Origin of the sequence: Paraclostridium sp. AKS73 (genome assembly GCF_025671395.1) — a bacterium.
Classification (GTDB): domain Bacteria; phylum Bacillota; class Clostridia; order Peptostreptococcales; family Peptostreptococcaceae; genus Paraclostridium; species Paraclostridium benzoelyticum.
In genome coordinates this window covers 16741-40631 of the sequence record NZ_JAIXHU010000005.1, presented here as the reverse complement: position 1 = coordinate 40631, position 23891 = coordinate 16741, and the positions used below count along the sequence as shown (strand labels likewise).

Here is a 23891-nt window from a genome sequence, read left to right as displayed (position 1 = left end):
TTATTATTTGAAATTCCAAGCAACGCAAGAGCTGCTTTTTTTATTTTTTAGTTTTTTATCTTCTATAGGAGATACTAGTTTTAATGCATTTTCTGGACAGGCATTTATACATGCTAGTTTATCGCTACCTTTACATAAATCACATTTATATGCTATTACTTTTTCATCTTCTAACTCTATTTGTTCTACTTTTTTCCATCTTTATATTGAGGTAATAGGTCTATAGCTCCGAAAGGACATGCTAATATACATGTTTTACACCCAACACATAATTCTTCTTTTACAATTATTGCATTATTTTCTTTTTTAATTGCCTTATTTGGACATGTATTTAAGCAAGGTGCATCTTCGCAATGCTTACATTGTATAGGCATACAAAAACTTCCTTGTTTAACTAAATATAATCTAGGTATAACAGGTATTTCTACAGTTCCAACAGTATATCCAACATTATTTTTCTTATTATGTTCAACAAAACATGCAACCTCACAAGCTCTGCATCCTACGCATTTGTTTGCGTCTGCTATTACAAACGAATTTAGTGTACTTTTCATATTTTCCCACCTTTTAAGTTTACTTTTTAATACTTAATTCTATATCCATTAGCATATATATTCATTCTTCTCCCTCTTACAAATCCAACCAAAGTTATATTTAACTTTCTTGCAAGCTCTACTGAAAGATTTGTAGGAGCTGACTTTGAAACTACTATAGGTATTTGCATCTTACATGCCTTTTGCATCATTTCAAGAGAAATTCTTCCGCTAACTACTATAAATTTATCTTCAAAATTTACATCATTTAATACACCATATCCAATTACCTTATCCATAGCATTATGTCTAGCAACATCTTCACATATCACTACAGGGTCACATCCATCAAACAGTGCTACACTGTGAACTCCACCAGTATCTTTAAATAATTGAGACGATGTCAAGTTCATATGCATTGAATTGTAAATTGTATTTATATCTATTTCAAAACTATTTTTAACTGAATTACACTCAATAAAATCTAAATCATTTAAAAATATTTTTTCTAAGTTTAAATTAGTATTAGATTTATTCGATATAACCTCTACTACCTTTGATTTTTCATCTATAATTATACTTTCTATATCATTTTTATTAGATATATAGCCTTTTGTAGCTAAAAACCCAACAATCAGTTCCTCTATTTTGTCTGGAGTACATAAGAAAGTATTTAAATATTTTCCGTTTAAAATTAAACTTAATGGGTATTCTGATATTATGATTTCTTTTTCTTCTTTAGCATTTTGATTGTCTATTTTAACCACATCTATTTTTATAGTTTTATCATAATCATAATTTATTAATTGAGTCTTTAGTTCTTCTGTTTTTATATAAGATTCAATAAAATCAACTATTTGATTTATATTGTTTATATCTAAGTTGGTTATACCATCTATATGTTCATTTGTAGCTATAGCGATAAATGTATCTTTATTTATTGCATTATTAAAAAGAAAATTTTTATCGACTTCTTTTCTATGAACTTCAATTTTAGGATAAGGATTTTGTTTAAATCCTTCAGTAAAGACAATATCTACATCATCAAATAGTTCTAATACTTTATTTAAGCTTTTTTCTTCTTCTAGTATTTTTACTACACCTATTTTTTCATTTGAAGCTATAACTACATCTTTAGCTCCTGCCTTTGTAAATCTATAACTATCCTTACCCTCTTTATCTATATTAAACTTATGGGCATCATGCTTTAATGCTCCAACTTTATATTCTTTTTTTAAATTCTTTTATCAATAATTCCACCAAAGTCGTTTTTCCCATTCCAGACTTTGTAGAAACTATAGATATTATTTTCTGTTTATTATTGGAATATAAATTTCCCATCTAAGATTTCTCCTTTTTTACAAATCCTTTATTCTTTGGAACTATCACTATTCCATTAGATTTTGTAATCATTAAAAGTTGGTTAGAACATTGAGAACCCACTTCATATGCATAAAATTTACCATCTTCTTTATTTATATCAACATAAACATAATTTGTTCTTCCCGCTTTGCATTTTATATCATGCTTTAGTATAACAGGGAATTTATTTTCCTTTATATTTTCACCACTCATCTTTAATATAGCAGGCTTTACAAACTCTTCATATGTATTTATAAATGATAGAGGGTTTCCTGGTAATCCAAAAACTAATTTTTCACCAACAGTAGCAAATATAACTGGCTTGCCAGGTTTTATTGCTATTTTATTAAATTTAATATCAGCACCTAATTCACTTAATACATCTTCTATAAAATCATAGTCACCTGCAGAAGAACCACCTGATGTTATTATTATATTTGAAATTTCTAGAGCTTCTTTTAATTTTTCTTTTATAACATCTTTTTTGTCCTCAATTATTCCAAATGATCTCACTTCTAAATCTTTTGCTAAAGCTTTTAATGAGTATTCATTGCTATTTCTTATTTTACCATTTTCTATAGAATCAGTTATATCAACTAGTTCATCCCCAGTAGTTAATACTGATAAAATTGGTTTTTTATAAACTTTTACCTTTGAATAACCTAAAGATGCTAACAGTCCTATTTCACTAGCCCTGATTTTTTGACCTACTTCTAATGCTAAATCTCCCACTTTAAGTTCTTCGCCTATATTAATTATTGTTTTATTTTTTTAACTACTTCCGATAATATGAGCTTATTTCCATCTAATTCTACATTTTCTATTTGTATAACTGCATCAGTATCATCTGGAACAGGAGCTCCTGTCATTATTTTTATAGCTTGCTTATCATCTACTTTACCTTCAAAGTAATCTCCTGCTTTTATTACACCTATAATATCTAAGCAAATATTTTCACTTTCATTACAAAGTAAAGAATCCTTACTTTTTATTGCGTATCCATCCATAGCTGATTTATTGAAGGGGGGCAAATTATCATTAGAATATATATTTTCAGCTAATGTATATCCTACCGATTCCATTAAATCTTTTTCACATGTCCCTATTGGTTTAGATTCTTCAATAATTTTATCAATCGCCGTAGAAATATCTATCATGTCCATTCCCCCTTGTTCTATTTTTAACTTAACAATATACTTTTTATTTTATAACCCAATTAAAGACCTATCATTTTTATAATCAATCAGATAGATCTTTAAAATTAGATATATTGTCTATTTTTCAATTAACATTTGTTTTCTTATTTTTTCGTATTCATCTTTTATATACTGCTCTGCTGAATCTTGATCTTTTATACTTTCTACTTTTATTGCACAGTATTTATATTCTGGAGTTTTAGATATTGGGTCTAAGTTATCTATAGTCAACTCATTACAAGATCCAATCCACCAGCTGTAAGTCATATATGTAGCTCCTTGTATAACTCTATCTGTTACTAAGGCTCTAGTTAATATACTTCCTCTTCTTGAACTTACCCTAACTAATTCTTTATCCTTAATTCCTAGCTTTGAAGCATCTTCTATACTTAATTGTATATATCCTGGCTCATCCTCTAAAGCTCTAAGCGCTCTGCAGTTTCCTGTCATTGTTCTTACTGAATAATGTCCTACCTCTCTAACTGTACATAATACAAGAGGATACTCTTTATCAGGAATTTCTTTAGGAGGTCTCCATTCACATGCAAATAGTTTTCCTTTTCCACTTTCAGTTTCAAATTTATTTCCTTCATATAAGTACGGTGTACCTTTATGATCTTCATCTGTACAAGGCCATAAAACACTTCCTTGCTTTTCTATTTTTTCATAAGATGCACCAGCGAATAATGGTGATAATGACCTCATTTCATCCCATATCTCTTTAGTGTTATTATAGCTCATAGGATATCCCATAGCTGTAGATATTTCACACATAATTTGCCAGTCCGGTTTTACATCACCTTTAGGTTCTACTGCTTTTCTCATTATTTGGAATCCTCTATCCGCAGATGAGTATACTCCATCATGCTCACCCCATGAAGTTGCAGGAAGTACTACGTCTGCATGTAAGGCAGTTTTATTCATAAATATATCTTGAACTACTACAAATTCCATAGCATCTAAAGTTTCTCTTACCTCACTTGCGTGCGGATCACTTTGTACTGGATCTTCTCCAAATATATAATAAGCTTTTACTTTATTCTCTTTTAATGTTAAATGAGGTACTTCAGTTAACGTAACCCCTGGTTTAGAAGAAAGTTTAACTCCCCAAGCTTTTTCAAATTTCTTTCTTACTTTGTCATCTGTTACCTTTTGATACCCTGGGAATAAGTTAGGTAAAGTTCCCATATCACATGTTCCCTGAACATTATTTTGTCCACGTACAGGCCCTATTCCAACACTTTCTCTTCCGAAGTTTCCAGTTAAAAGAGCTAATGATGCAAGCCCTTTTACAACATCAACAGCTTGCCCAAACTGACATACACCCATTCCATATAAGATTGTAGCATTTTTAGCATTTGCATATTCTCTCATTGCTTTTCTTATATCTTCTGCTGGTACGTTTGTCATTTTTTCAGCATACTCTGGAGTATACTTTTTAACCATTTCTTTGTATTCTTCGAATCCTTCAGTGTATTTTTCAACATATTCTTTATTATAAAGATTTTCTTCTATCAATACATTAGCAAATGCATTGACTAAAATCATATTAGTTCCACCTTTTATAGGTAACCATACATCTGAAATTCTTACAGATTCTGTTACCCTTGGATCTGTAACAATTAATTTAGCACCCTTTTCTTTTGCCCTAACAATTCTTCTAGCAACTATAGGGTGTGAATCTGCTCCATTATATCCAAATATAAATAATAAATCTGAGTTCTCTATCTCTGGTATAGAGTTAGACATAGCCCCATTTCCTAATGAGTAAGCCAGACCGGCTACTGATGGTGCATGTCAAACACGAGCGCAATGGTCTATATTATTAGTACCTATCGCTGCTCTCATAAATTTTTGCATTACATAATTTGCTTCATTTCCAGGTCCTCTTGCAGAACCAGTTCCCATTATTGCATCTGGGCCATATTTTTCTCTTATTTCATTTAGTCTAGATGCTGTATAATCTATAGCTTCTTTCCATTCGACTTCTTCTAACTTCCCATTCTTTCTTATCATAGGCTTTTTTAATCTTGACGTTAGAATTTTGGGGTCATTTAGAAAATCCCATCCATAATATCCTTTTAGGCATAAGTTTCCTTCATTAGTTCTTCCATTTGCAGGTTCTGCTCTCACTATTTCATTGTCTTTAACAACTAAATAAAGCTGACACCCTGCCCCACAATATGGACATACAGTTAAAACTTTTTTTTCCAAACGTGCTCCGCCTTTCTAAATTTTATTTCTTAATATTTAATACATTTAATTTGTATAATGTATTTAACATTTTATATATTACTACTCTAAATTTCAGATTACAATACTATAAATTTCCAAAAGTGTATATTAACAATTCATTTCCTAAATCCCTAAATTTTCTTTATATTCTAATATTTGCTCTTTATATATACTTCGACATATAAAGTCAATATCATTTTTTTATATACTTTTTACTATTTATTATGCATTTTCATATATTTTAAGCTAGATTGAATATTATAAATTTTTTAATTTATGAATAATTTATTTTCATTTTTTATTTTAAATTTGTAAAAACTACATATGCTCAAATATTGCCATAAATTATTTTTAGGAATAGAAAAAACATATTTTATTAACTATACTCTAGATTTTATGCTCAAATATTAGTGAAACATAGTTTCTTTAACCGTAAAAAATGAGTGAAGTTTCCTTCACTCATTTTTCTCTCTATCTTATTAACTAAGTTTATTAGTTAGATGCATTTTCACTTTCATTAGTTATCTTAGCTATAACAGGTAATAGTAATCCTATTCCCATTAATACTATAGGTGTTATAACATTTAAAGAAACTCTAAATATCCATTCTTTACTAAATGCAGGAACATCTGTTGGGAACATACCCATTATACAAGCAAATGCTGTAAATCCAAAACACCAAGCTCCAACTAAGAATCCTAATTTATCACTCTTTATAAACTTGTATTCAGTTTTAAATTTACTACTCATCTTCTTAAGACCCATGTAAGCTAAGAATACCCATAAGTATCTCATTGGCATTACAACTGAGTTTAATTTTAATAACCAGTTAAATAACTCATTAGTGTTACCTATTCCTAATGCTGGAATTACTATTAATACAGATACTAATATAGCTGTCATTATATATCCATTAACTAAAACACCATTCTTATTTGTTTTAGATAATTTCTTAGGTATAAATCTAGAATCAGCTTCTCCTAATAATACTCTAAGTGGAGCATCTATTGAGAATACTAACGCTGATAATTGTGCTGCAGTATTTGCTAATGCATAAACTATAACAAATAAACTACCTAATCCATAATGCTCTCCTAATAATTGGAATGCATAGTATTGACCATTCATCATTAAGTCTTCTGGTATAGCATTAGCATTGAACATCATACCCATAGCTATTGATCCTAAAAGTGCACATACAGCAACCATTCCAGCTAAAATTAACATTCCTTTAGGGAAATTTTTAGATGGGTTTTTAGTGTTGTTTACGTATGGAGCTATCTTTTCACATCCTCCAACAGCAAATACTAGCATCGATAAAGTTGTTAAGTATGCAAAGTCAAATTTAGGTACAAATGACTTAGGTGTTATATTAGGTGTTGCAACATGCCCAGTTATAGCTGGAGCTGCTAACCCTAATACTATGTATAATAAAGACATAACAAACATTGACATACCTGCTACATTACCTATAACCTTTAATACCTTTACTCCCTTTGTTGAAATATATAAAAATACTAAAAATACAACAAGTACCATTCCTTGTAATATTAAAGGATTTAATTCCTTTAATGTTGTAGCAAGTTCTCCTGATGGACTAATTGCCCAAGAAAGAGCTATCAATAATGATTGTGGTTTTTGTGCTAAATAAGGTACATGAACAACCCAATATGTCCATCCTGCCATAAATGCAAGCATTGGTGTTGTAGTTGAACTTATCCAAGCTGAAACTCCACCTTGAGAATCCTTGAATGCAGACCCTAGTTCCCCCACCATTAATGTATATGGTACAAAGTATAAAGCTATCATGAATATCCACGAGAATACTACAGTAAGGCCTTGATTTGCAAAGTTATTAACAACATTTCCAAATCCCCATACCATAACAAATCCCATTAAGGCAATATTTTGCCACGTTAAATTTCTATTTTGATCAGACATTGATCTTTTACCTCCCAAAATTTGTATGATTACGGTTTCTATTATATATTGTTATAATTTATTGTCAATACGCTATTGTAAATCGTTTTCTTCGTATATTTCTCTTCTTTTTTCCCAATCTTTTGACAATTAATTTTTTCTATTCATAATCTTTTCAAAATCTAAACGTATGTATTTTATTAATTTTCATTATTTTTTTAAATTAGTATTATTCACATATATTAGTTAACTATTGCATTAAATTTTTTTGATACATTTTTTATTACTTCTTTACATTTTATATAATTTAATTTTAATTTTTAACTTTTTATTTTCTTCAAAATTTTTTTTATTTAATCTATTTATTCAATATGTATAGTATTAGTATATATATTTTAATTAAAACATTTTATTTTTTAAGTTATTATCCTATCTTTATTATTCAATAAAAAAAGAAAGGCTATTAAAAGCCTTTCTTTTGACATTATTTAAATCTTTTCTCAATATGCTCTTGTAGTTTTTGAGCTTGTAATCCTTCAGCTTCAGCAAAGTCTTTAAAACATTTGCTTAATTCTTTGTCATCAACATTATCAGCATATTGCATAAAGTCTCTTACTTTTTCTTGAGTATCTAATAATGCTTTTTTTAAACAATCTTGTGTATTCATTTCCATAATTATCACCTCACTATGTATTTGTTAATATTATTCCTAAATTCAAACTTTATTATTCATGGTTAAAATTTCAAATGGAAAATGCAAATAATGTTGGTGTAAAACCAGTAAATGATTATACTTTAGAGGTTAAGTTAAATAGATGTGTTAACTATTTTGACCAACTTATGTCTTTCTGTGTATTCTTCCCTCAAAATCAAAAATTTGTAGAAGCTCAAGATATTAAAAATGGTACTACATCTGAAAATGTTGATAAATATAAAGATTCTAAATAATTTTTTCTATAAATTTCTAAAAAAATGTTTAGAAAACTAATTATAGTGTATATATATAAAGATAGCTGCCTTGAAATAGAGGTGAATCTTGCCAATAAAAAAGGCTGACACACGAGTGTCAGCTTTTTTTGTTTTGCTTAATTTTGTTTTTGTATTTAACATATTTCATTACAATGTAAGTTATTATTTTTTTAATGACCTTATATACAGGTATAACTGATAAAATTAACGGTATATATAATATCATCATTTTTAAATTAATAATATTTACAAATGAGAATATGTTCCTAAGAAGTATAATAGTTAAAACAAATATAGTAACTAATGTAATTATCATAAATCCTACTTTTTTATCAATCGGCTTAGATATCTGCCATAAAGATGTAAAACAAACTGATCCTGTTAATAATACACATAAAGTTGATATACCCGATTCATTAAAGTTTAACATATTACCAACGACTGAAATTATCATTATATAAAAAACTGCGCAAATTCCAGATGTTAATGCTGGTATTGAAATATTTAATAATAGATTTTCTTTTATTTGTGAATAGTTTGGTCTAAATGCCAAAAAAAACGATGGAATTCCAACTCCAAGTGAAGTTATTGGCATCAACTGTATAGGATGAAATGGGTAAGATCCCTTCATAAATATAAAAATTATAGCTAGTATAATTGAATATACAGTTTTCATTAAATACTGAGATGCTACTTGCTGTATATTATTTACTACTCTTCGTCCTCCCATGACAACACCTATCATAGAATCAAAATTAGAATCTAAAAGTACAAAATCAGAAACTCCCTTTGCTGCATCACTACCTTCTGCCATTACTATACTACAATCAGACTCTTTAAGAGCTAAAATATCATTCACTCCATCACCAGTCATTCCAACAGTATGTCCTTCATCTTTAAATATTTTTACAAGTTCCTTTTTCTGTTCCGGGCTAACTCTCCCAAAAATTTCATATTTACTTGTATAATTTTTTAAGTCATCATTATCTGAAATACTACTCATATCTATGTATTTATCAGAATTATCAACACCAGCTCGTTTTGCAATTTGTGAAACAGTTTTTGGATTATCTCCTGATATAATTTTGATAGCTACTCCTTGTTTTTTAAAATAATTCAATGTATTTGCAGCCTCTGATCTTATTGTATCTTCCATAATAGAAATACCTATCAGTTTTCTATCTTTTGGAAGTTCATTATCAACTATAGAGTCATTTGAATATGCAAAAACTAAAACTCGCTCGCCTTTATTAGTAGATTCATCTATTATTCGTTGGATATTTGATGATATTTTTCAAAAACAAATTCAGGAGCTCCCATTATATAACTACCTTCTTTTTCAAAAGTAACGCCACTCCACTTTCTAGCTGATGAAAATTGTACCCTATTAATAGGTTTCCAAGATTTCGGACTTGGAAGTTCTACCTTTAAAGCTTTACTTGTTGCATTTTCTTCTAAGTTTTCTACTAAAGTCGAAATTCCTTCTTTAAGCTTATTCATTTCAAAATCTTCACATGTGATTATATCTACTAACTTTATATTTCCATCAGTTATAGTTCCTGTTTTATCTAAACATAATAAATCTACACGAGCTAAGTTTTCAATAGATCCCATAGTTTTTACAAGAACTTTTTTCTTACTTAAATTTACAACCTCAACTGCTAGTGCAATAGAAGTTATTAGTATTAGACCTTCTGGTATCATTCCAATCATAGCTGCTGAAACTCCTAATATAACATCATTTGTATTTATACCCGAATTTGACTTTGATAAAAATAGTGCGATTCCAATTGGAACTATGAAAAAAGCAAGTCCTTTTATAATTTGTTTAAGAGTTTTTATTAATTGACTATTTATATCTTTTTCTTTCTTTGCTTCCATTGCAATTTTAGATGCATAACTTTCTTCTCCAACATTTACAACTTTTACATATGCCATCCCACTTATAACGTAGCTTCCTGACATAACTTTAGAATCTACTATTTTTAATATTGGATCAGATTCTCCAGTTAATTGAGATTCATCTACCTCTATACCGTCAGTCTTAACAATTACTCCATCTGCACAAATTTGAGAACCTCTATTTATTATCATTAAATCATCTTTTACTAAATCATGTTGATTGATTTTACTCTTTTGATTATCCCTTATAACTGTTATTTTTGATTGATTTAATAAAGATAACTTGTCTATACTTTTTTTAGCCCTTACTTCTTGAAATATCCCAATAGATACATTCGAGATTAAAACCCCTAAAAATAATAGATTTTTATAGCTTCCAGTATATATGATTAAAGTAGCAATTATAATATTTATAAGATTAAATAATGTGCATATATTATCTTTGAATATTTTATTATAGCTTCTAGTTAATGGCTTTATAGGAGAATTTCTTTCCCCACGTTCAATTCTATCTATGACTTCTTTAGTCGATAATCCCTCTTGATTAAACTCTGCACTCATAGACTAAACCATCCTTTCCGTATAATTTTTAAACATTTATTAATATCATAGTTATATGCTATTTTTAACATTTAAATATAAAATATATTAACCTATAAAAACTAATTAAACTATTTTTTCTAAATTTTTGAGATATCTAAACTTCTAACTATGCCATCCTTTTTATACATAAAAAGACTGACTTTAATATCAGCTTTTTTTATCTTTTTATTAATCTAAATTTCTTAAATCATCCATTAATTTTGTTTTATCAGCAGTTTTGTCATCTTTCATTTTTATTACTTTTGCAGGAGAACCAGCTACTACTGATCCAGCAGGAACATTTTGTGTAACTACAGATCCAGCAGCTACTACTGCACCTTCGCCTATTCTTACTCCTTCAAGTATAACTGCATTTGCACCGATCATTGCATCATCTTCTATTATAACAGGATCTGCTGAAGGTGGTTCTAAAACACCTGCTACTACTGCTCCAGCTCCAAGGTGTACATTTTTACCAAGTGTACCTCTAGCTCCTATTACTGCATTCATATCTACCATAGAACCTTCTCCAACTACAGCTCCTATGTTTATAACTGCACCCATCATTACTACTGCATTTTTACCTATAGTAACCATGTCTCTTATATGAGCTCCTGGCTCTATTCTTGCATGTTCATGTAAGTAGTTATACATTGGTATAGCAGAGTTTCTTCTGTCATATTCCATGTGTATGTCAACTAATTTATCCTTTTGAGCATCTAAAACTGATTTTATAGAATCATAATTTCCTATTATAGTGTATGATCCATTGCTTCCGAATACTTTGTAGTCTTCAGTTGACTTAGCATCTAACTCTCCATTAACATAAACCTTCACTGGTGTCTTTTTTTCTACTGTTTTTATATACCTTGCTATTTCATATGCGTCATTTAAGTTTATCATCTGTACCCTCCTAATTACTTTAACATGTCATCCATATTATAATATCCAGCTTCTTTATTTGCTAAATATTTAGCTGCTGTTATTGCTCCATTTGCAAATATATCTTTAGATTGAGCTCTATGAGATATCATAACCTCTTCATCTAATCCTGCAAATATAGCTTCGTGTTCTCCAACTATTGTTCCACCTCTTATAGCATGTATACCAATTTCATTTTCATTTCTTTTTGCATCTCTACCATGTCTTCCATAGTTGTATATAGAATCAGGTAGAACTTCTTTCATAGCATTGGCTACCATTATAGCAGTTCCACTTGGAGCATCTACTTTCTTATTATGATGCTTTTCTATTATTTCTATATCAAATCCTTGTAATGCTTTTGCAGCTTCTTTTACAAGCTTTAACATTACATTTACTCCTAAAGACATATTAGAAGAATGGAATATTGGTATTATCTTTGAAGCTTCTTTTATTTTTTCTAATTGATCTTTAGTAAATCCTGTTGTAGCAATTACTAAAGGTGTTTTTGTTTTAAGTGCATACCCTAAAACATCATCAAGCGCAGAGAAATGTGAAAAATCTATTATAACATCAGCACTTTCTTGTATATCACTCATTTTAGTGTATAGTTTGTAATCAGTTGTCTCTCCTGTTGGCATTGAGCATCCACAAACTAGTTCTAAATCTTTATCTTCATTTACACATCTAGTAAGTACTTTTCCCATCTTACCAAGAGCGCCATTTACTATAACCTTTATCATGTCGTTCCTCCTATAACTCAAACCCATAGTTTACAAGTTCGTCTCTTAATGCTTTTAAATTGCTTTCTTCCATTGGAGCTAAAGGAAGTCTTAAATCTCCAACCTTAAAACCTAATAAATTCATAGCAGTTTTTACAGGTATTGGATTTACTTCAATAAATAGTTTATCTATTAATGATTTCATACCCAATTGTAATTCTCTTGAACCTTTAACATCCCCATTTAAGAATTTTTCTACTAAGTCATGAGTTTCTTTAGGACATATATTAGCAACAACTGATATAACTCCTACTCCACCAAGAGATAAAAGAGGCAATATAGAATCATCATTTCCTGAATAGATTGCAAATCCCTCTGGAACTAATCTAGCTATTTCTGCTACTTGAGCTAAATCCCCACTAGCTTCTTTAACAGCTACTATATTTTCAATTTTAGCAAGTTCTGCTATAACACTAGGCTTTATATTAACTCCAGTTCTTCCTGGAACGTTATATAATATTATTGGTAGCTTAGTGCTAGCTGCTATTGTTTCAAAGTGAAGTTTTAATCCTTTTTGATTTGTTTTATTGTAATAAGGAGTTATTACTAATAATCCATCTACACCTAATTTTTCAGCTTCTTGACTTAAGTGAACTGAATGCATAGTATTATTAGACCCTGTTCCAGCTATAACTGGTATTCTTTTATTTACTCTTTTAACAGTAAAATCTATAACTGCAAATTGCTCTTCATCTGACATAGTTGTAGATTCTCCAGTAGTCCCACAAACTATTAATGCATCCGTTTTATTTTCTATATGATATTCTATTAATTCTCCAAGTTTATCGAAATCTACACCAGTTTCATTAAAAGGAGTAACTAACGCAACTCCAGATCCCTTAAATAACATAATTTATACCTCCCAATTTTATACTAAATCATATTTTAAAAGAAGTTCAGCTATTTGAACAGCATTAGTTGCAGCACCTTTTCTTATATTGTCAGCTACTACCCACATATTTATTCCACTGTCTACACTGAAATCTCTTCTTATTCTTCCTACAAATACTTCATCTCTTCCGCTTAATTCAAATGCTGTTGGGTATACATTGTTAGCTATATCATCAACTAATTCTAATCCTTCAAAATTAGCTAATACACTCTTTAATTCATCTATTTCAAAATCATTTTCAAACTCAACGTTAACTGACTCACTGTGACCATTTACTACTGGAACTCTTACTGTGGTTGCAGTAATTTTTAAGTTATAGTCATTTAAAATTTTCATAGTTTCATTTATCATTTTCATTTCTTCTTTTGTATATCCATTTTCCATAAATACATCTATATGAGGTAAGCAGTTGTAAGCTATAGGATGTGGATAAAATTGATTAGGAATACCATTTATTCCATCTTCTAAATCCTTAGTACCCTTTACTCCAGATCCTGAAACAGCCTGGTATGTTGAATATACTATTCTTTTTATTTTATATTTATCATGAAGAGGTTTTAATGGAACCATTGCTTGAATAGTAGAACAATTTGGATTTGCAATTATTCCTTTATGTTCTTTAACAGCTTCTGGATTAACCTCCGGTACAACTAAAGGAACATTTTCATCCATTCTCCATGCACTTGAGTTATCTACAACTATTGCACCTTTTGATGCTGCTATTGGTGCATACTCTTCGCTTATACTTCCTCCTGCTGAAAAAAGTGCTATTTGTATATCTCTATCAAATGAATTTTCATTTAGTTCTTCTACTGTATATTCTTTTCCTGCAAATTCTACTTTAGATCCTGCTGATCTAGCTGAAGAAAATAGGTATAAATTTTCTATTGGGAAGTTTCTTTCTTCTAACACCTTTAAGAAAGTTCTTCCTACCATACCTGTTGCCCCAACTATAGCAACGTTTACTTTTTTCATATCCATGCGCCTCTTTCTACTTAAAAATTTCATCATCTAAATAATATATACGTAATTCTAGTATATATTATTTGAAATATCAATATATTGTAGATAAACATAGCATTAATCGCAATAATTTAGAAAATTTAAGCACTAATATCCATGTTGCTAACATCTATAATTTATACTATGATATTAATATTTCTTTAGTGAACTAATTAGTATCTTAATTTATATTGCAAACGCTTAGCAATTATGATATAATTCACTTAATTTGAATACATCACAAAAGGAAAAACCGATAGATAATGATTTGTTTCTATCGGTTTTTCCTTTTTATTTCAACATTAACTTTCTTTACATTCTTCTATGAATCTTTTAAATATATTTAACATGTGCTCACTATGATCTACCATTAGCTCTGGGTGCCATTGAACTCCAAGAACAAACTTTTCATCTATTTTTTGAACAGCTTCTATTACACCATCATTTGAGTACGCTATTACTTTTAAGTTGTTTCCCAATGTTTTTACACTTTGGTGATGATAACTATTTACTAAAACTTTTTCATTAATAATCTCTTTTAATATAGATTCTTCTTTTATGTCTATATAGTGAGTTCCTAAATATGGCTTTGTTTGTTGATTATGTTTTATATGACTATTTCTTATATATTTTAAATCTTGATATAAACTTCCACCTAGTGCTACATTTAGTATTTGTAAACCTCTACAAATTCCAAATATAGGCTTATCTTTTTCTAATGCTACATTTATAGCTTCTATGTCAAATTCATCTATATCTTGGTAAATATAACCTAATTCTCTAACTGGTTCTTCTTTGTATAATGTAGGATTTATATCATCTCCACCTGAAATTATAATTCCATTCATAGCTTCAATTTGTATTTTTATATTTTCTTTATCTCCATTTACAGGAATTACAATTGGAACGCCACCAGCTTTTTCAACAGCATGTATATACGAATTTGGCAAGTGAACTCTCTCTATTCCAGTAAATGCTCCACTATCTATAGTAGCTAAGTTTGCCAATATACCTATTAAAGGTTTCATGCTTATCCCCCACCTTATAAAATTATTTAAATCAAACTATCTTTTAATTTGTTGCTACATTTATACTATGATTCTATTTACCTAAGTTTCCTACCTCTAAATTTATTTCTTTAACATATATATTTAGTTTGTTTTAAATTAATTCTTTCATTAAATACAAAAACCTACCACTAAATCTATATTAAAAGATTTTTATGATAGGCTTTTTATTTACAGTATTTTAGGGTCTATATCATTTTTTTGTTCATCATATCTGTTTAAATTTCTTAAAGCAGGTCCCTCTATTACATTTCCTCTATAATCAAACCTAGATGCATGACAAGGACAATCCCATGTTTTTTCTGCTGAGTTAAAAGTTAGCTCGCATCCTAAATGTGTACAAGTAATATCTACTATATATAACTTTCCATCATAATCTTTATATGCACCACATCTTTTACCATCTATATTAACAACTTTCCCTTCACCTTTTTCTAATATTAAATTGTTATCCCCTACTTTTAGTTTGCCTCTTACATATTCCCACCCTACATTAATGTTTTGAGTTATAAATTCAGTTGTAAGTACGCTACCTTTTCTAGATGGATTAAATATATATTCAAACTTTGACTCTCTATAACATATTAAATCTCTAATTATCATAGATGCTAATGTACCATTTGTCATTCCCCACTTGCAAAATCCTGTTGCAACGTAAAAGTTATCTTCTTTTTTATTTACATACCCTATATATGGTATATTATCAAAGCTTATATAATCTTGTGCTGACCACTTACATTTAAATTGCTTAACTTTAAATTTTTCACCTAATTCATGTATTAACTCTTCGTATATTTCACCTTCATTTTGACATTGTCCAACTTTATGATCTCCTCCACCTAAAATAATTAGATTCTGACCATCTCCACAATAAGGTTTAAATGTAAATCCACTGTCTTCAACACTTAAATACATTCCTTTTGGTATATCTCTTTCATACTCTCCAGCTAATAAATAGGATCTTTCACCTTTTTCTTTAGCAAAATAAAGATTTAATCCATCATACCAAGGAACATGAGAAGCTAATATAACGTTTAATGCTTTTATTGTTTTTCCATCTTTAGTCTTTAAATTATATATATTTTCTTCTTCATGATCTACTATAGGAGTTTCTTCATAAACTTTAACCCCTAACTTTAAACATTCCTTAGTTAATGCATCTAAGTATTTTTTAGGATTGAATTGAGCTTGGTTAAAAAATTCTATCGCTCCTTTTACATCAAATGGTATATCCAAACTCTTATGATACTTACACTCAATTCCTAACTTTTTACAAGTTTGATATTCTTCCTCAAGCTCTTCTATGTAGTTTTCATTATCTGAGTATATAAAGGAAGATAATCTTTCAAAGTTACAATCAATATTGTTACTCTTTACAATTTCCTCTATTAAGTCTATCGCACTTTCATTTCCTTCATGATATAGTTTAGCACTATCTAATCCATATTTATTTCTTATTTTTGAATATACAATACCATGCTGCGAAGTTACTTTACCTGTATTTCTTCCGGAACTTCCATATCCTATTTTATGAGCATCCACAATTGCAGTTTCTATTCCCTTTTTTGATAGTAAATAAGCAGTTGTCACACCTACTATTCCTCCACCAACTATAATAGTATCTACTTCTAAATCTTCTTTTAGCTTCTCATAACATTCACCTTTAGAACTTAATATCCAATATGATTCTTTCATAAGTTTATATCTAACTAGCTAACCTAGTTACTCCTTTCTATATTACTTCCTTATATTTGTATAATTCCCATTTTATTAAATTTAATCTAAATTAGAGCAAAAAAATAAAGCATCGCATTTGCGATACTTTATTTTTTCATTTAACGATATTAGGCGGATGTATTATAGCTAATATGACGAAACGTTAAAGCCGAGCTCTACAGGCTTTAGTGAAGGAATATTAGCTATAATACTGAGCCATATCTATCCTTTTAGTATTGATTTATAAAGAAGAATTCTCCCGGTCCTATAGGAGCTCCTAATAATGCCCATGCTACTGCAAATACTGTCCATGCTAATAAAAATCCTATTGATATAGGTAGCATCATTCCCATTAAGTTTCCTATCCCAAAGTTTTTCTTGTACTTTTGTCCAAATATAACTATAACTCCCATATAACTCATAAGTGGAGATATTATATTCGTAGATGAATCCCCTATTCTATACATTAACTGTACTCCAGCAGGTGAGAATCCAGCGCTCATAAGTATTGGTATAAATATTGGAGCTAGTAATCCATACTTAGATGTGCCCCCTGCTATAAATAAGTTAATTATTGCAGTAAACCATATGAATGCAATCATTAACATCATAGCCATAAAAGTATTGTCTGTTGGTATTTGAGCTACTAATTTTGCACCTAATGAAGCTATTAATATACCTAAATGTGAATCATTAAAGAAGTTTAAGAATTGTGCAACAAAGAATAATATAACTATTATAGAAGCCATACTCTTCATAGATGTAACCATTGCACCTATAACATCATCTTTTGTTTTAAATGTCCCTGACTTGAATCCATAAACTAAACCAGGTACTAAAAATACGATAAACATTAACATCATTATCATATCTCCACTAAAGAATATAGAATCTAAGAAGCTATTTACTCCCTTTAGTGCCATAGTTCCTTCAGGGCTTATTGATGTTAAAGAAACTGAAGTCGATAAGTCTCCAACTATAGGTATTACATTATTTTTATCAAATGGTAAAACTGTTAATACTATAAATGCTATTACTCCTAATAAACTAAAATTAGCTGCTTTAAATGCTTTCTTTTCTTGATCAGTTAAATCTCCTGATTTTTCAACAACATCAGCTTCACTCTTATCATATTTTTCCATTCCTGGCTCAACTATTTTATCTATTATAAAAGTACCTATTGCAACTATTATAAATGTTGATGCCATCAAGAAGAACATATTAGAAGTAGACTTTAACATTGGTGCAAAACTTGTCCCAACTAAAGCATCCCCTGTTTCTGCTGCTGCTTGAGTGAATGGTATTAATAATGCATCAAATGAACCTATAAGTAAGTTTGCACTAAATCCTCCTGAAACCCCTGCAAATCCTGCTGCTAATCCGACCATAGGATTTCTTCCTATTGTATAATATACCAATGCAGCAAGCGGTATTAAAACAACATATCCTGCATCAGATGCTACATTTGACATAACCCCTAAAAATATTACAACAGGTGTTACAAGCTTAGCTGGTGTAGCCTTAACTATACTTTGTATTCCTATTGATAAATATCCACTTTGTTCCATTACTCCTATTGATAGCATTATAATAAGTATTGCTCCTAGAGCTGTCATCCCCATAAAGTTTTGGATAACTGAACCTATAATATATGATAATCCATTTGAGTAAGTCTCTGAAACTGCAGTCCCAGCTGCTGTTACTTTTAAAACTTCTATAGGCTTTTGTCCTAATAGATTATTTATAGGGAATTTACCAAGTTCCGTTTCAGCAACTACATTAAAAGTTCCTAGTATTGCTGATAGTATAAGTACAGCTACAGATATATAAACAAATAATAGCGCTGGACTTGGTAACTTATTCCCAACTCTTTCGATAACACCCATACACGACTGGAGCCTCGACTGTTTTTCTTTTTTACTCGTTACATTTAATTCCATTATAATTCCTCCTAAAAAATTTTATACATATGAATTCGTTTTCCCGAAATTCATTATACTACATATATTTTATTTTTTCTACAATTTAGAATATTTTAATATTTGAAATTTTTCTTCTTATTTCGAGTTTTTTTGTCGAATTAGTTTTATTTTTCGTAAATTTAAAATTTAATTTTATATATAAAAGTATTTTTACGTATAAAAAGTAAGTTAGATTTCTTATTTTAATAAAAATATTGTTTAATAAAATTTCTTATTTTTCAGTTTTATTTATAAAATTGAATATTTTTTTGTATATAATTCATTTTTTTGTTTATACTTTTAATATAATTTCAAATGCAATTTTTAATTATATCACTAAACATACTATACTTATTTCTCCTTTAAAAAAGACGGGTGCTACCACTGACACCCGTCTTTTTATTTTATATATTTATGTAATTGTTTTATATTCTCTTCCATGTTAGCATCAATAACCCACATTCCATTAATTGTTTTTGTTTCAAAACTTCCTTCAACAGGAATCATGTATTGATTTATTTTATAATTTTTTCGTTTTGTATTTTTTCTTGTATATATTTTATATCATTTACTGGTATATTTGTACTAACTTGAGACATCATTTCCATATTCACTTCAAACTTTTTATCAGACTCTAAGCTTTCATATTTATTTATTATAGACTTTAAAACTGTTCTTTGTCTTTGAGTTCTTTCATAATCTCCATTTCCTTCTTTTCTTATCCTACAATATGCAACGGCTTGTCTTCCATTTAAATTTTTAGCTCCCATTCCCTCAATATAATCAGTTCCATGAGGTAATTTTTCTATATTATTAATTTCATCTAAATTTTTATTTATTTGATTTGCTTCATAATCTTTAAGTTCTATATCTACTCCACCTACTAAATCAATTACTTTAGCTAAGCTAAAAAATCTACACTTACATAGTTCTTTAAATTCAAATCAAAATTTGAGTTTAAAGTGTCAAGTGCTAGTTTAGGCCCTCCATATGCATATGAATGATTTAGTTTTTCTTTTCCATGACCATCTATCTCTACCAATGTATCTCTTAGTATAGATACCAAGTTAACTGTTTTATTTTCTAAATCTATGTTTGCAATCATTATAGAATCGGCTCTAGCTTTTTCTTCTTTACTTCTTCTATCTAATCCAAATAAAGCTATATTAATAATCTTCTGATTTTCAATTTTTTCACTTTTTGTTTTCTCAATAGACACTTTTTGCTTTTCATTCCTATCTTTTATTAATAAGTACAATGCTGATATAGGTAAAATGATTACTATTAATAAAATTAAAATAATTTTTTTATTAAGTTTCACAAGTTCACATCCTTATTTATTTATGTATGCTTTAATTATTAATGATTAACTAAATTTCTTAAGCGTAAAAAATTCGCTTCGCTCATGTCGCCAACAACTCTGTCCGTTGCTCAAAATGTCATTTTTTACTTTCGCCAAAATATTTGTATAACTATGTTGTATAAGTTATCCACAAATATTTGTTAAGTATAAATTTCTTAAGCGTAAAAAATATCCTCGATATTTTAACCCAGGACATTTATTCGATAGATTCATTAAACTCTTTTAGAGTTTTTATTTCTTCTATTATCTTACTTAAATGGTAATTAAATACAGGACTCTTGTTTTCTTCAACATCAAAACAAATTTCCTCTGTGTTGTACAGTTCTTTTATTGCATTAAAGTTTTCTTTATTTAAATACAACTTATTTTCCAATAACTCTATAGACTGCATATGGAAATAAATTTCCCTACATATGCTTATAGATTTTTCTAAGTTTTCTATATCTGCTTCGTATTTACCACCATAATCTAACTCATCAGTTAATTTTGAATATATTTTATCTAATTGTTGTATGTTCTTTTTGAATATATTTATATCTAAACTTTCTTCATTTACAATTTTTGACTCTATAAGTTGTATAGCTGATTTTTCTATATTTTTAAATTCATTTATAGTCTTGTCTAAATAATTAGGTCGTGCTATTAAGTAGTTTGTAACTACTCCTATAACTACACCCACTGATGTATCTATAACCCTATGTATAGAGTAGTATGCTGGATTGTATGTTCCAACACCTAAGTGTATTGCTAAAAATGTTACACATGATACTACTACAGAGTTCACTTTTAATAAATTACACGCATATATAGTTAGCATTATACCTATTCCACATAAAATAGGTTCTCCTGGCTGTATAAGTGCAAATAAAAATCCTATTATACCTCCTACAATTGTTCCTTTTACTCTGTTTAGACCTGCTTTCATAGATCCTTTAACTGTATCTTGAACAGAAATTACACATGCTATTGCGCAGTAAAAAATTTTTGAACAAGAAATTGCCCCAATAAGATACATAGCATTACAGCTATTCCTGTTTTTATGGTTCTCATGCCCATTTTCTGTAGCTTCACTATATTTACCTCCTAGTATATCTCCGATTAGTCATTACTATTTATTTTGTCATTAATATAGTATAATTTATTATTTAACATTTTGGTATACTTAAAAGTATTTATTTTGTAATTTATTTTTACCCCACTTTTTTTAATATAATCAGTTAATAGTTATACTATACAATTATAGCACATTAAAATAGAGTATCTTATTTAGATACTCCACTTTAACTATTTTAAAATTTATTTGGGACTATAAGCAGTTTTTCCTCCATTATCATATATAATGAGAGAATTTGCCTTTACAGTGTCGTTTTTGTATTTAAAGTCTTTATTAGAGAAATTTGCTACAACTCTCAAATCATCTCCATAGCAAGTAGTTTGTACTAATCTATCACTACTTAAAAACTCGAAGTCAGTCATAGGTTTATTTATAGCTTTTTTATCAAACTCTGACCAAACTTTATCATGGCTTAAAATCTCTTTTTTATGTTTTTCCCATTCACTCTTATCTATATGATACATAGGCGCTGTATTATATAAAACTTCTTTCATCATTCTATTTTCAACTTCACCTTGTATTTTGAAAGTACCCCATAGCCAATGATCAGAAGTTACAACTGAATCATTATAAACTAGTCTAAATAGAGGAAGTGAATATGCTGGATCTATAAATATTTTTTTATATAAATCTTTAACAGGAACTTGTTTTGCAAATACTTCTGGAACTCCACCTGTAGGTGAATAATATTTACCTACATAGTACTCACTATCTTTATTTTTATTCATGTCTGGATCTACCCATGAAAAAGCAGGTGTCTCAAGTCCATGTGCAAATGCTATAGTCGTACTCGCAAAATCATTTCCGCCTTCTGACCCTACAACCATATTTTTATCATCTCTTATATAACTCATTCTTTTTAATCTTGCATTTAAATCTTGTTCTTGTGTTGTAATGTGATTTTTAGAATAATCATCATAGATTTCTCCAGTTGCATCACAATCTATAAACCATGAGTTAAATTTATATCCCTCATTAAGTATCTTATTTACTCTTGATTTTACACTAGGCATAGCCAATGTAGGATTTAGTTTTCTACCTGTTCCTTGGAACCCTTCTAATTTTTTCCATCTTTATCTTCTACTGTTGCATTATCATATAGTGATTTATCATCAAACTTAGCTGTACTCCATTTTTCCTCACCTGGCTTATGAATTGAATGGTATGAATCATAAGGTCCAACTAAATATCCATAGTCATTAGCTTTTTTTACAAACTCTGGAGAAACATATCCTGCCTCTAAATCATCAAATCCTATCCAAGCATTATCTAATCCTGATTTTTTCATATCATCTAATACATCTATTGTATTGTTTCTTGCCCAATAAGTTGTTGGAGTTGTTGAATCTTTAAGCTTTGATTTTAATAATTCTTTATTTAATGAAATCAATTCATTTCTATTTAAATTATTTATACCTTTTTTTACAACATCTTGAGTTTCTTTATTTAAATCTTTAAATACATTAGGATTATAAAATTCTTTTAACATCATAACTGAATTAAATCCTCTTACTATAGTTTGTTTTTGGTACTTATCTACATAGTCTTGATTTTTTACAGCATCTAAAACATTTGATACTTCTTTTCCATCTTCTACTTTTGTATTTAGAAGCTCTTTCATCCAGTTTATAAATTCTTCATCCATGTTTTCTCTTAATAAATTCCACTTAATATCATCAACAGTAATTATAGATTTATCCCAGAAGTAAATCTGTGGTGCTCCATATAACTTTTCTATGTTTTTATTTTCCTTTGCTTTTTGTGCTAATGTTTTAAATTCTCCGTTTTCAATTACAAAATTCTTGTAATTTTTAACTACATCATTTACATTTTTATCTGTTATATACACCCTAAATCCATAATCTTTATTTTTGTTTATACTTGGATATTCATGAGTAAAATCAAACTTTATATTACTCTTTGTATCAAATTTTATTTCATCATTATATTTATTTTTCATTATATAAGTGGCTGCAAAGTTACTTTTATTTACTGAGAAAAATTGCATAGAAAAACTTTCTATAGTATTAAATATTTGCTCATTTAAATACTCTTTCCAGTACTTATCATTGCTTGGTATAAACTTTCCTTCATTTATAGGAATTACATAACTTTCACCACTAACACTTGGCCAAGTAAAAGTGTTAGCTTCTTTAGATGTTGATTTTATATCTACATCTAAGTAGTTATCTTTCTTTTTTATGTCTACATTAATATGTTCATCTGGGTATGTCCACGAAATTTCATTATCTTTCTTTTTTAAATTAGTAACAGATCTCTCTTTCATAGGTTCTGATATAATTTCCTTTTTACCATCAACATCTACAGATACTTGAAAGTTTTTAGGATTAACGTCATATTTAAAATCTAAGTT

At 28.8% G+C, this 23891-nt stretch carries 18 protein-coding genes and 3 pseudogenes; 1 reads left to right on the top strand and 20 read right to left on the bottom strand.

All coding sequences use genetic code 11. The annotated features are described in order from the left end of the window. Positions 1–185: 185 nt before the first annotated feature. From LEQ07_RS04595 to LEQ07_RS04565, 8 genes and pseudogenes are all read right to left on the bottom strand, one after another. Entirely contained in the window at positions 186–554 is a 369-nt protein-coding gene (locus LEQ07_RS04595; protein WP_332842919.1) for a 4Fe-4S dicluster domain-containing protein, read from the bottom strand. 26 nt (positions 555–580) lie between these two features. Then, positions 581–1300 carry a formate dehydrogenase accessory sulfurtransferase FdhD gene (gene fdhD, locus LEQ07_RS04590; protein WP_263329705.1) on the bottom strand — a complete coding sequence of 240 codons (720 nt, stop codon included), beginning with the start codon at positions 1298–1300 and terminating at the stop codon, positions 581–583. A 129-nt stretch (positions 1301–1429) separates the two neighbouring features. Beyond that, positions 1430–1717, bottom strand: a pseudogene (mobB, locus tag LEQ07_RS22860) (molybdopterin-guanine dinucleotide biosynthesis protein B); the annotation flags it as partial. 157 nt (positions 1718–1874) lie between these two features. Continuing rightward, complete coding sequence (locus LEQ07_RS20040) at positions 1875–2627, bottom strand: molybdopterin molybdotransferase MoeA (RefSeq protein ID WP_317852013.1); 753 nt, start codon at positions 2625–2627, stop codon at positions 1875–1877. Between the two features lie 23 nt (positions 2628–2650). After that, positions 2651–3052 (bottom strand): hypothetical protein, encoded by a 402-nt coding sequence (locus tag LEQ07_RS20035; protein ID WP_317852012.1) that lies wholly within the window; start codon positions 3050–3052, stop codon positions 2651–2653. Positions 3053–3169: 117 nt separating this feature from the next. Further along, positions 3170–5305 (bottom strand): formate dehydrogenase subunit alpha, encoded by a 2136-nt coding sequence (fdhF, locus tag LEQ07_RS04575; RefSeq protein ID WP_084822034.1) that lies wholly within the window; start codon positions 5303–5305, stop codon positions 3170–3172. Positions 5306–5818: 513 nt separating this feature from the next. Next, the gene (locus LEQ07_RS04570) at positions 5819–7267 is read right to left on the bottom strand and encodes an amino acid permease (protein WP_046823524.1); all 1449 of its coding nucleotides are present in this window, start codon (positions 7265–7267) and stop codon (positions 5819–5821) included. Between the two features lie 463 nt (positions 7268–7730). Then, positions 7731–7919 carry a hypothetical protein gene (locus LEQ07_RS04565; RefSeq protein ID WP_021430867.1) on the bottom strand — a complete coding sequence of 63 codons (189 nt, stop codon included), beginning with the start codon at positions 7917–7919 and terminating at the stop codon, positions 7731–7733. 74 nt (positions 7920–7993) lie between these two features. On the opposite strand from LEQ07_RS04565, the gene LEQ07_RS04560 reads away from it, so the two are divergent. After that, positions 7994–8194 carry a hypothetical protein gene (locus LEQ07_RS04560; RefSeq protein ID WP_263329704.1) on the top strand — a complete coding sequence of 67 codons (201 nt, stop codon included), beginning with the start codon at positions 7994–7996 and terminating at the stop codon, positions 8192–8194. Positions 8195–8312: 118 nt separating this feature from the next. Here LEQ07_RS04560 and LEQ07_RS04555 read toward each other — a convergent pair whose 3' ends face one another. The 12 genes and pseudogenes from LEQ07_RS04555 to LEQ07_RS04500 form a co-directional block, all read right to left on the bottom strand. Then, entirely contained in the window at positions 8313–9386 is a 1074-nt protein-coding gene (locus tag LEQ07_RS04555; protein WP_332842936.1) for an HAD-IC family P-type ATPase, read from the bottom strand. A 95-nt stretch (positions 9387–9481) separates the two neighbouring features. Beyond that, on the bottom strand, positions 9482–10678 hold the full coding sequence (locus LEQ07_RS04550) for an HAD-IC family P-type ATPase (RefSeq protein ID WP_263329703.1): 1197 nt from the start codon (positions 10676–10678) through the stop codon (positions 9482–9484). A gap of 210 nt (positions 10679–10888) precedes the next feature. Continuing rightward, entirely contained in the window at positions 10889–11602 is a 714-nt protein-coding gene (gene dapD, locus LEQ07_RS04545) for a 2,3,4,5-tetrahydropyridine-2,6-dicarboxylate N-acetyltransferase (protein WP_263329702.1), read from the bottom strand. Between the two features lie 14 nt (positions 11603–11616). After that, positions 11617–12363 (bottom strand): 4-hydroxy-tetrahydrodipicolinate reductase, encoded by a 747-nt coding sequence (dapB, locus tag LEQ07_RS04540; protein ID WP_263329701.1) that lies wholly within the window; start codon positions 12361–12363, stop codon positions 11617–11619. A gap of 10 nt (positions 12364–12373) precedes the next feature. Then, positions 12374–13252, bottom strand: coding sequence for a 4-hydroxy-tetrahydrodipicolinate synthase (gene dapA / locus LEQ07_RS04535; protein ID WP_084822235.1), 879 nt, complete (start codon positions 13250–13252; stop codon positions 12374–12376). A gap of 18 nt (positions 13253–13270) precedes the next feature. Further along, complete coding sequence (locus LEQ07_RS04530) at positions 13271–14269, bottom strand: aspartate-semialdehyde dehydrogenase (protein WP_263329700.1); 999 nt, start codon at positions 14267–14269, stop codon at positions 13271–13273. A gap of 329 nt (positions 14270–14598) precedes the next feature. After that, the gene (locus LEQ07_RS04525; RefSeq protein ID WP_263329699.1) at positions 14599–15324 is read right to left on the bottom strand and encodes a gamma-glutamyl-gamma-aminobutyrate hydrolase family protein; all 726 of its coding nucleotides are present in this window, start codon (positions 15322–15324) and stop codon (positions 14599–14601) included. 210 nt (positions 15325–15534) lie between these two features. Beyond that, positions 15535–17058, bottom strand: coding sequence for an FAD-dependent oxidoreductase (locus LEQ07_RS04520; RefSeq protein ID WP_263329698.1), 1524 nt, complete (start codon positions 17056–17058; stop codon positions 15535–15537). Between the two features lie 251 nt (positions 17059–17309). Beyond that, positions 17310–19019 carry an AbgT family transporter gene (locus LEQ07_RS04515; RefSeq protein ID WP_263329697.1) on the bottom strand — a complete coding sequence of 570 codons (1710 nt, stop codon included), beginning with the start codon at positions 19017–19019 and terminating at the stop codon, positions 17310–17312. Between the two features lie 536 nt (positions 19020–19555). Continuing rightward, positions 19556–20145 (bottom strand): annotated as a pseudogene (locus tag LEQ07_RS04510) (LCP family protein). Between the two features lie 454 nt (positions 20146–20599). Beyond that, positions 20600–21418, bottom strand: coding sequence for an FUSC family protein (locus tag LEQ07_RS04505; RefSeq protein ID WP_263329696.1), 819 nt, complete (start codon positions 21416–21418; stop codon positions 20600–20602). A gap of 281 nt (positions 21419–21699) precedes the next feature. Further along, a pseudogene (locus tag LEQ07_RS04500) lies at positions 21700–22805 on the bottom strand (glycoside hydrolase). Positions 22806–23891: the final 1086 nt, after the last annotated feature.

Coding starts and splice junctions, on each gene's coding strand:
- LEQ07_RS04595 (WP_332842919.1), bottom strand. CDS start 554: ATGAAAAGTACACTAAATTCGTTTGTAATAGCAGACGCAAACAAATGC.
- LEQ07_RS20035 (WP_317852012.1), bottom strand. CDS start 3,052: ATGATAGATATTTCTACGGCGATTGATAAAATTATTGAAGAATCTAAA.
- LEQ07_RS04570 (WP_046823524.1), bottom strand. CDS start 7,267: ATGTCTGATCAAAATAGAAATTTAACGTGGCAAAATATTGCCTTAATG.
- LEQ07_RS04565 (WP_021430867.1), bottom strand. CDS start 7,919: ATGGAAATGAATACACAAGATTGTTTAAAAAAAGCATTATTAGATACT.
- LEQ07_RS04560 (WP_263329704.1), top strand. CDS start 7,994: ATGGAAAATGCAAATAATGTTGGTGTAAAACCAGTAAATGATTATACT.
- LEQ07_RS04550 (WP_263329703.1), bottom strand. CDS start 10,678: ATGAGTGCAGAGTTTAATCAAGAGGGATTATCGACTAAAGAAGTCATA.
- dapD (WP_263329702.1), bottom strand. CDS start 11,602: ATGATAAACTTAAATGACGCATATGAAATAGCAAGGTATATAAAAACA.
- dapB (WP_263329701.1), bottom strand. CDS start 12,363: ATGATAAAGGTTATAGTAAATGGCGCTCTTGGTAAGATGGGAAAAGTA.
- dapA (WP_084822235.1), bottom strand. CDS start 13,252: ATGTTATTTAAGGGATCTGGAGTTGCGTTAGTTACTCCTTTTAATGAA.
- LEQ07_RS04530 (WP_263329700.1), bottom strand. CDS start 14,269: ATGAAAAAAGTAAACGTTGCTATAGTTGGGGCAACAGGTATGGTAGGA.
- LEQ07_RS04525 (WP_263329699.1), bottom strand. CDS start 15,324: ATGAAACCTTTAATAGGTATATTGGCAAACTTAGCTACTATAGATAGT.
- LEQ07_RS04520 (WP_263329698.1), bottom strand. CDS start 17,058: ATGAAAGAATCATATTGGATATTAAGTTCTAAAGGTGAATGTTATGAG.
- LEQ07_RS04515 (WP_263329697.1), bottom strand. CDS start 19,019: ATGGAATTAAATGTAACGAGTAAAAAAGAAAAACAGTCGAGGCTCCAG.
- LEQ07_RS04505 (WP_263329696.1), bottom strand. CDS start 21,418: ATGTATCTTATTGGGGCAATTTCTTGTTCAAAAATTTTTTACTGCGCA.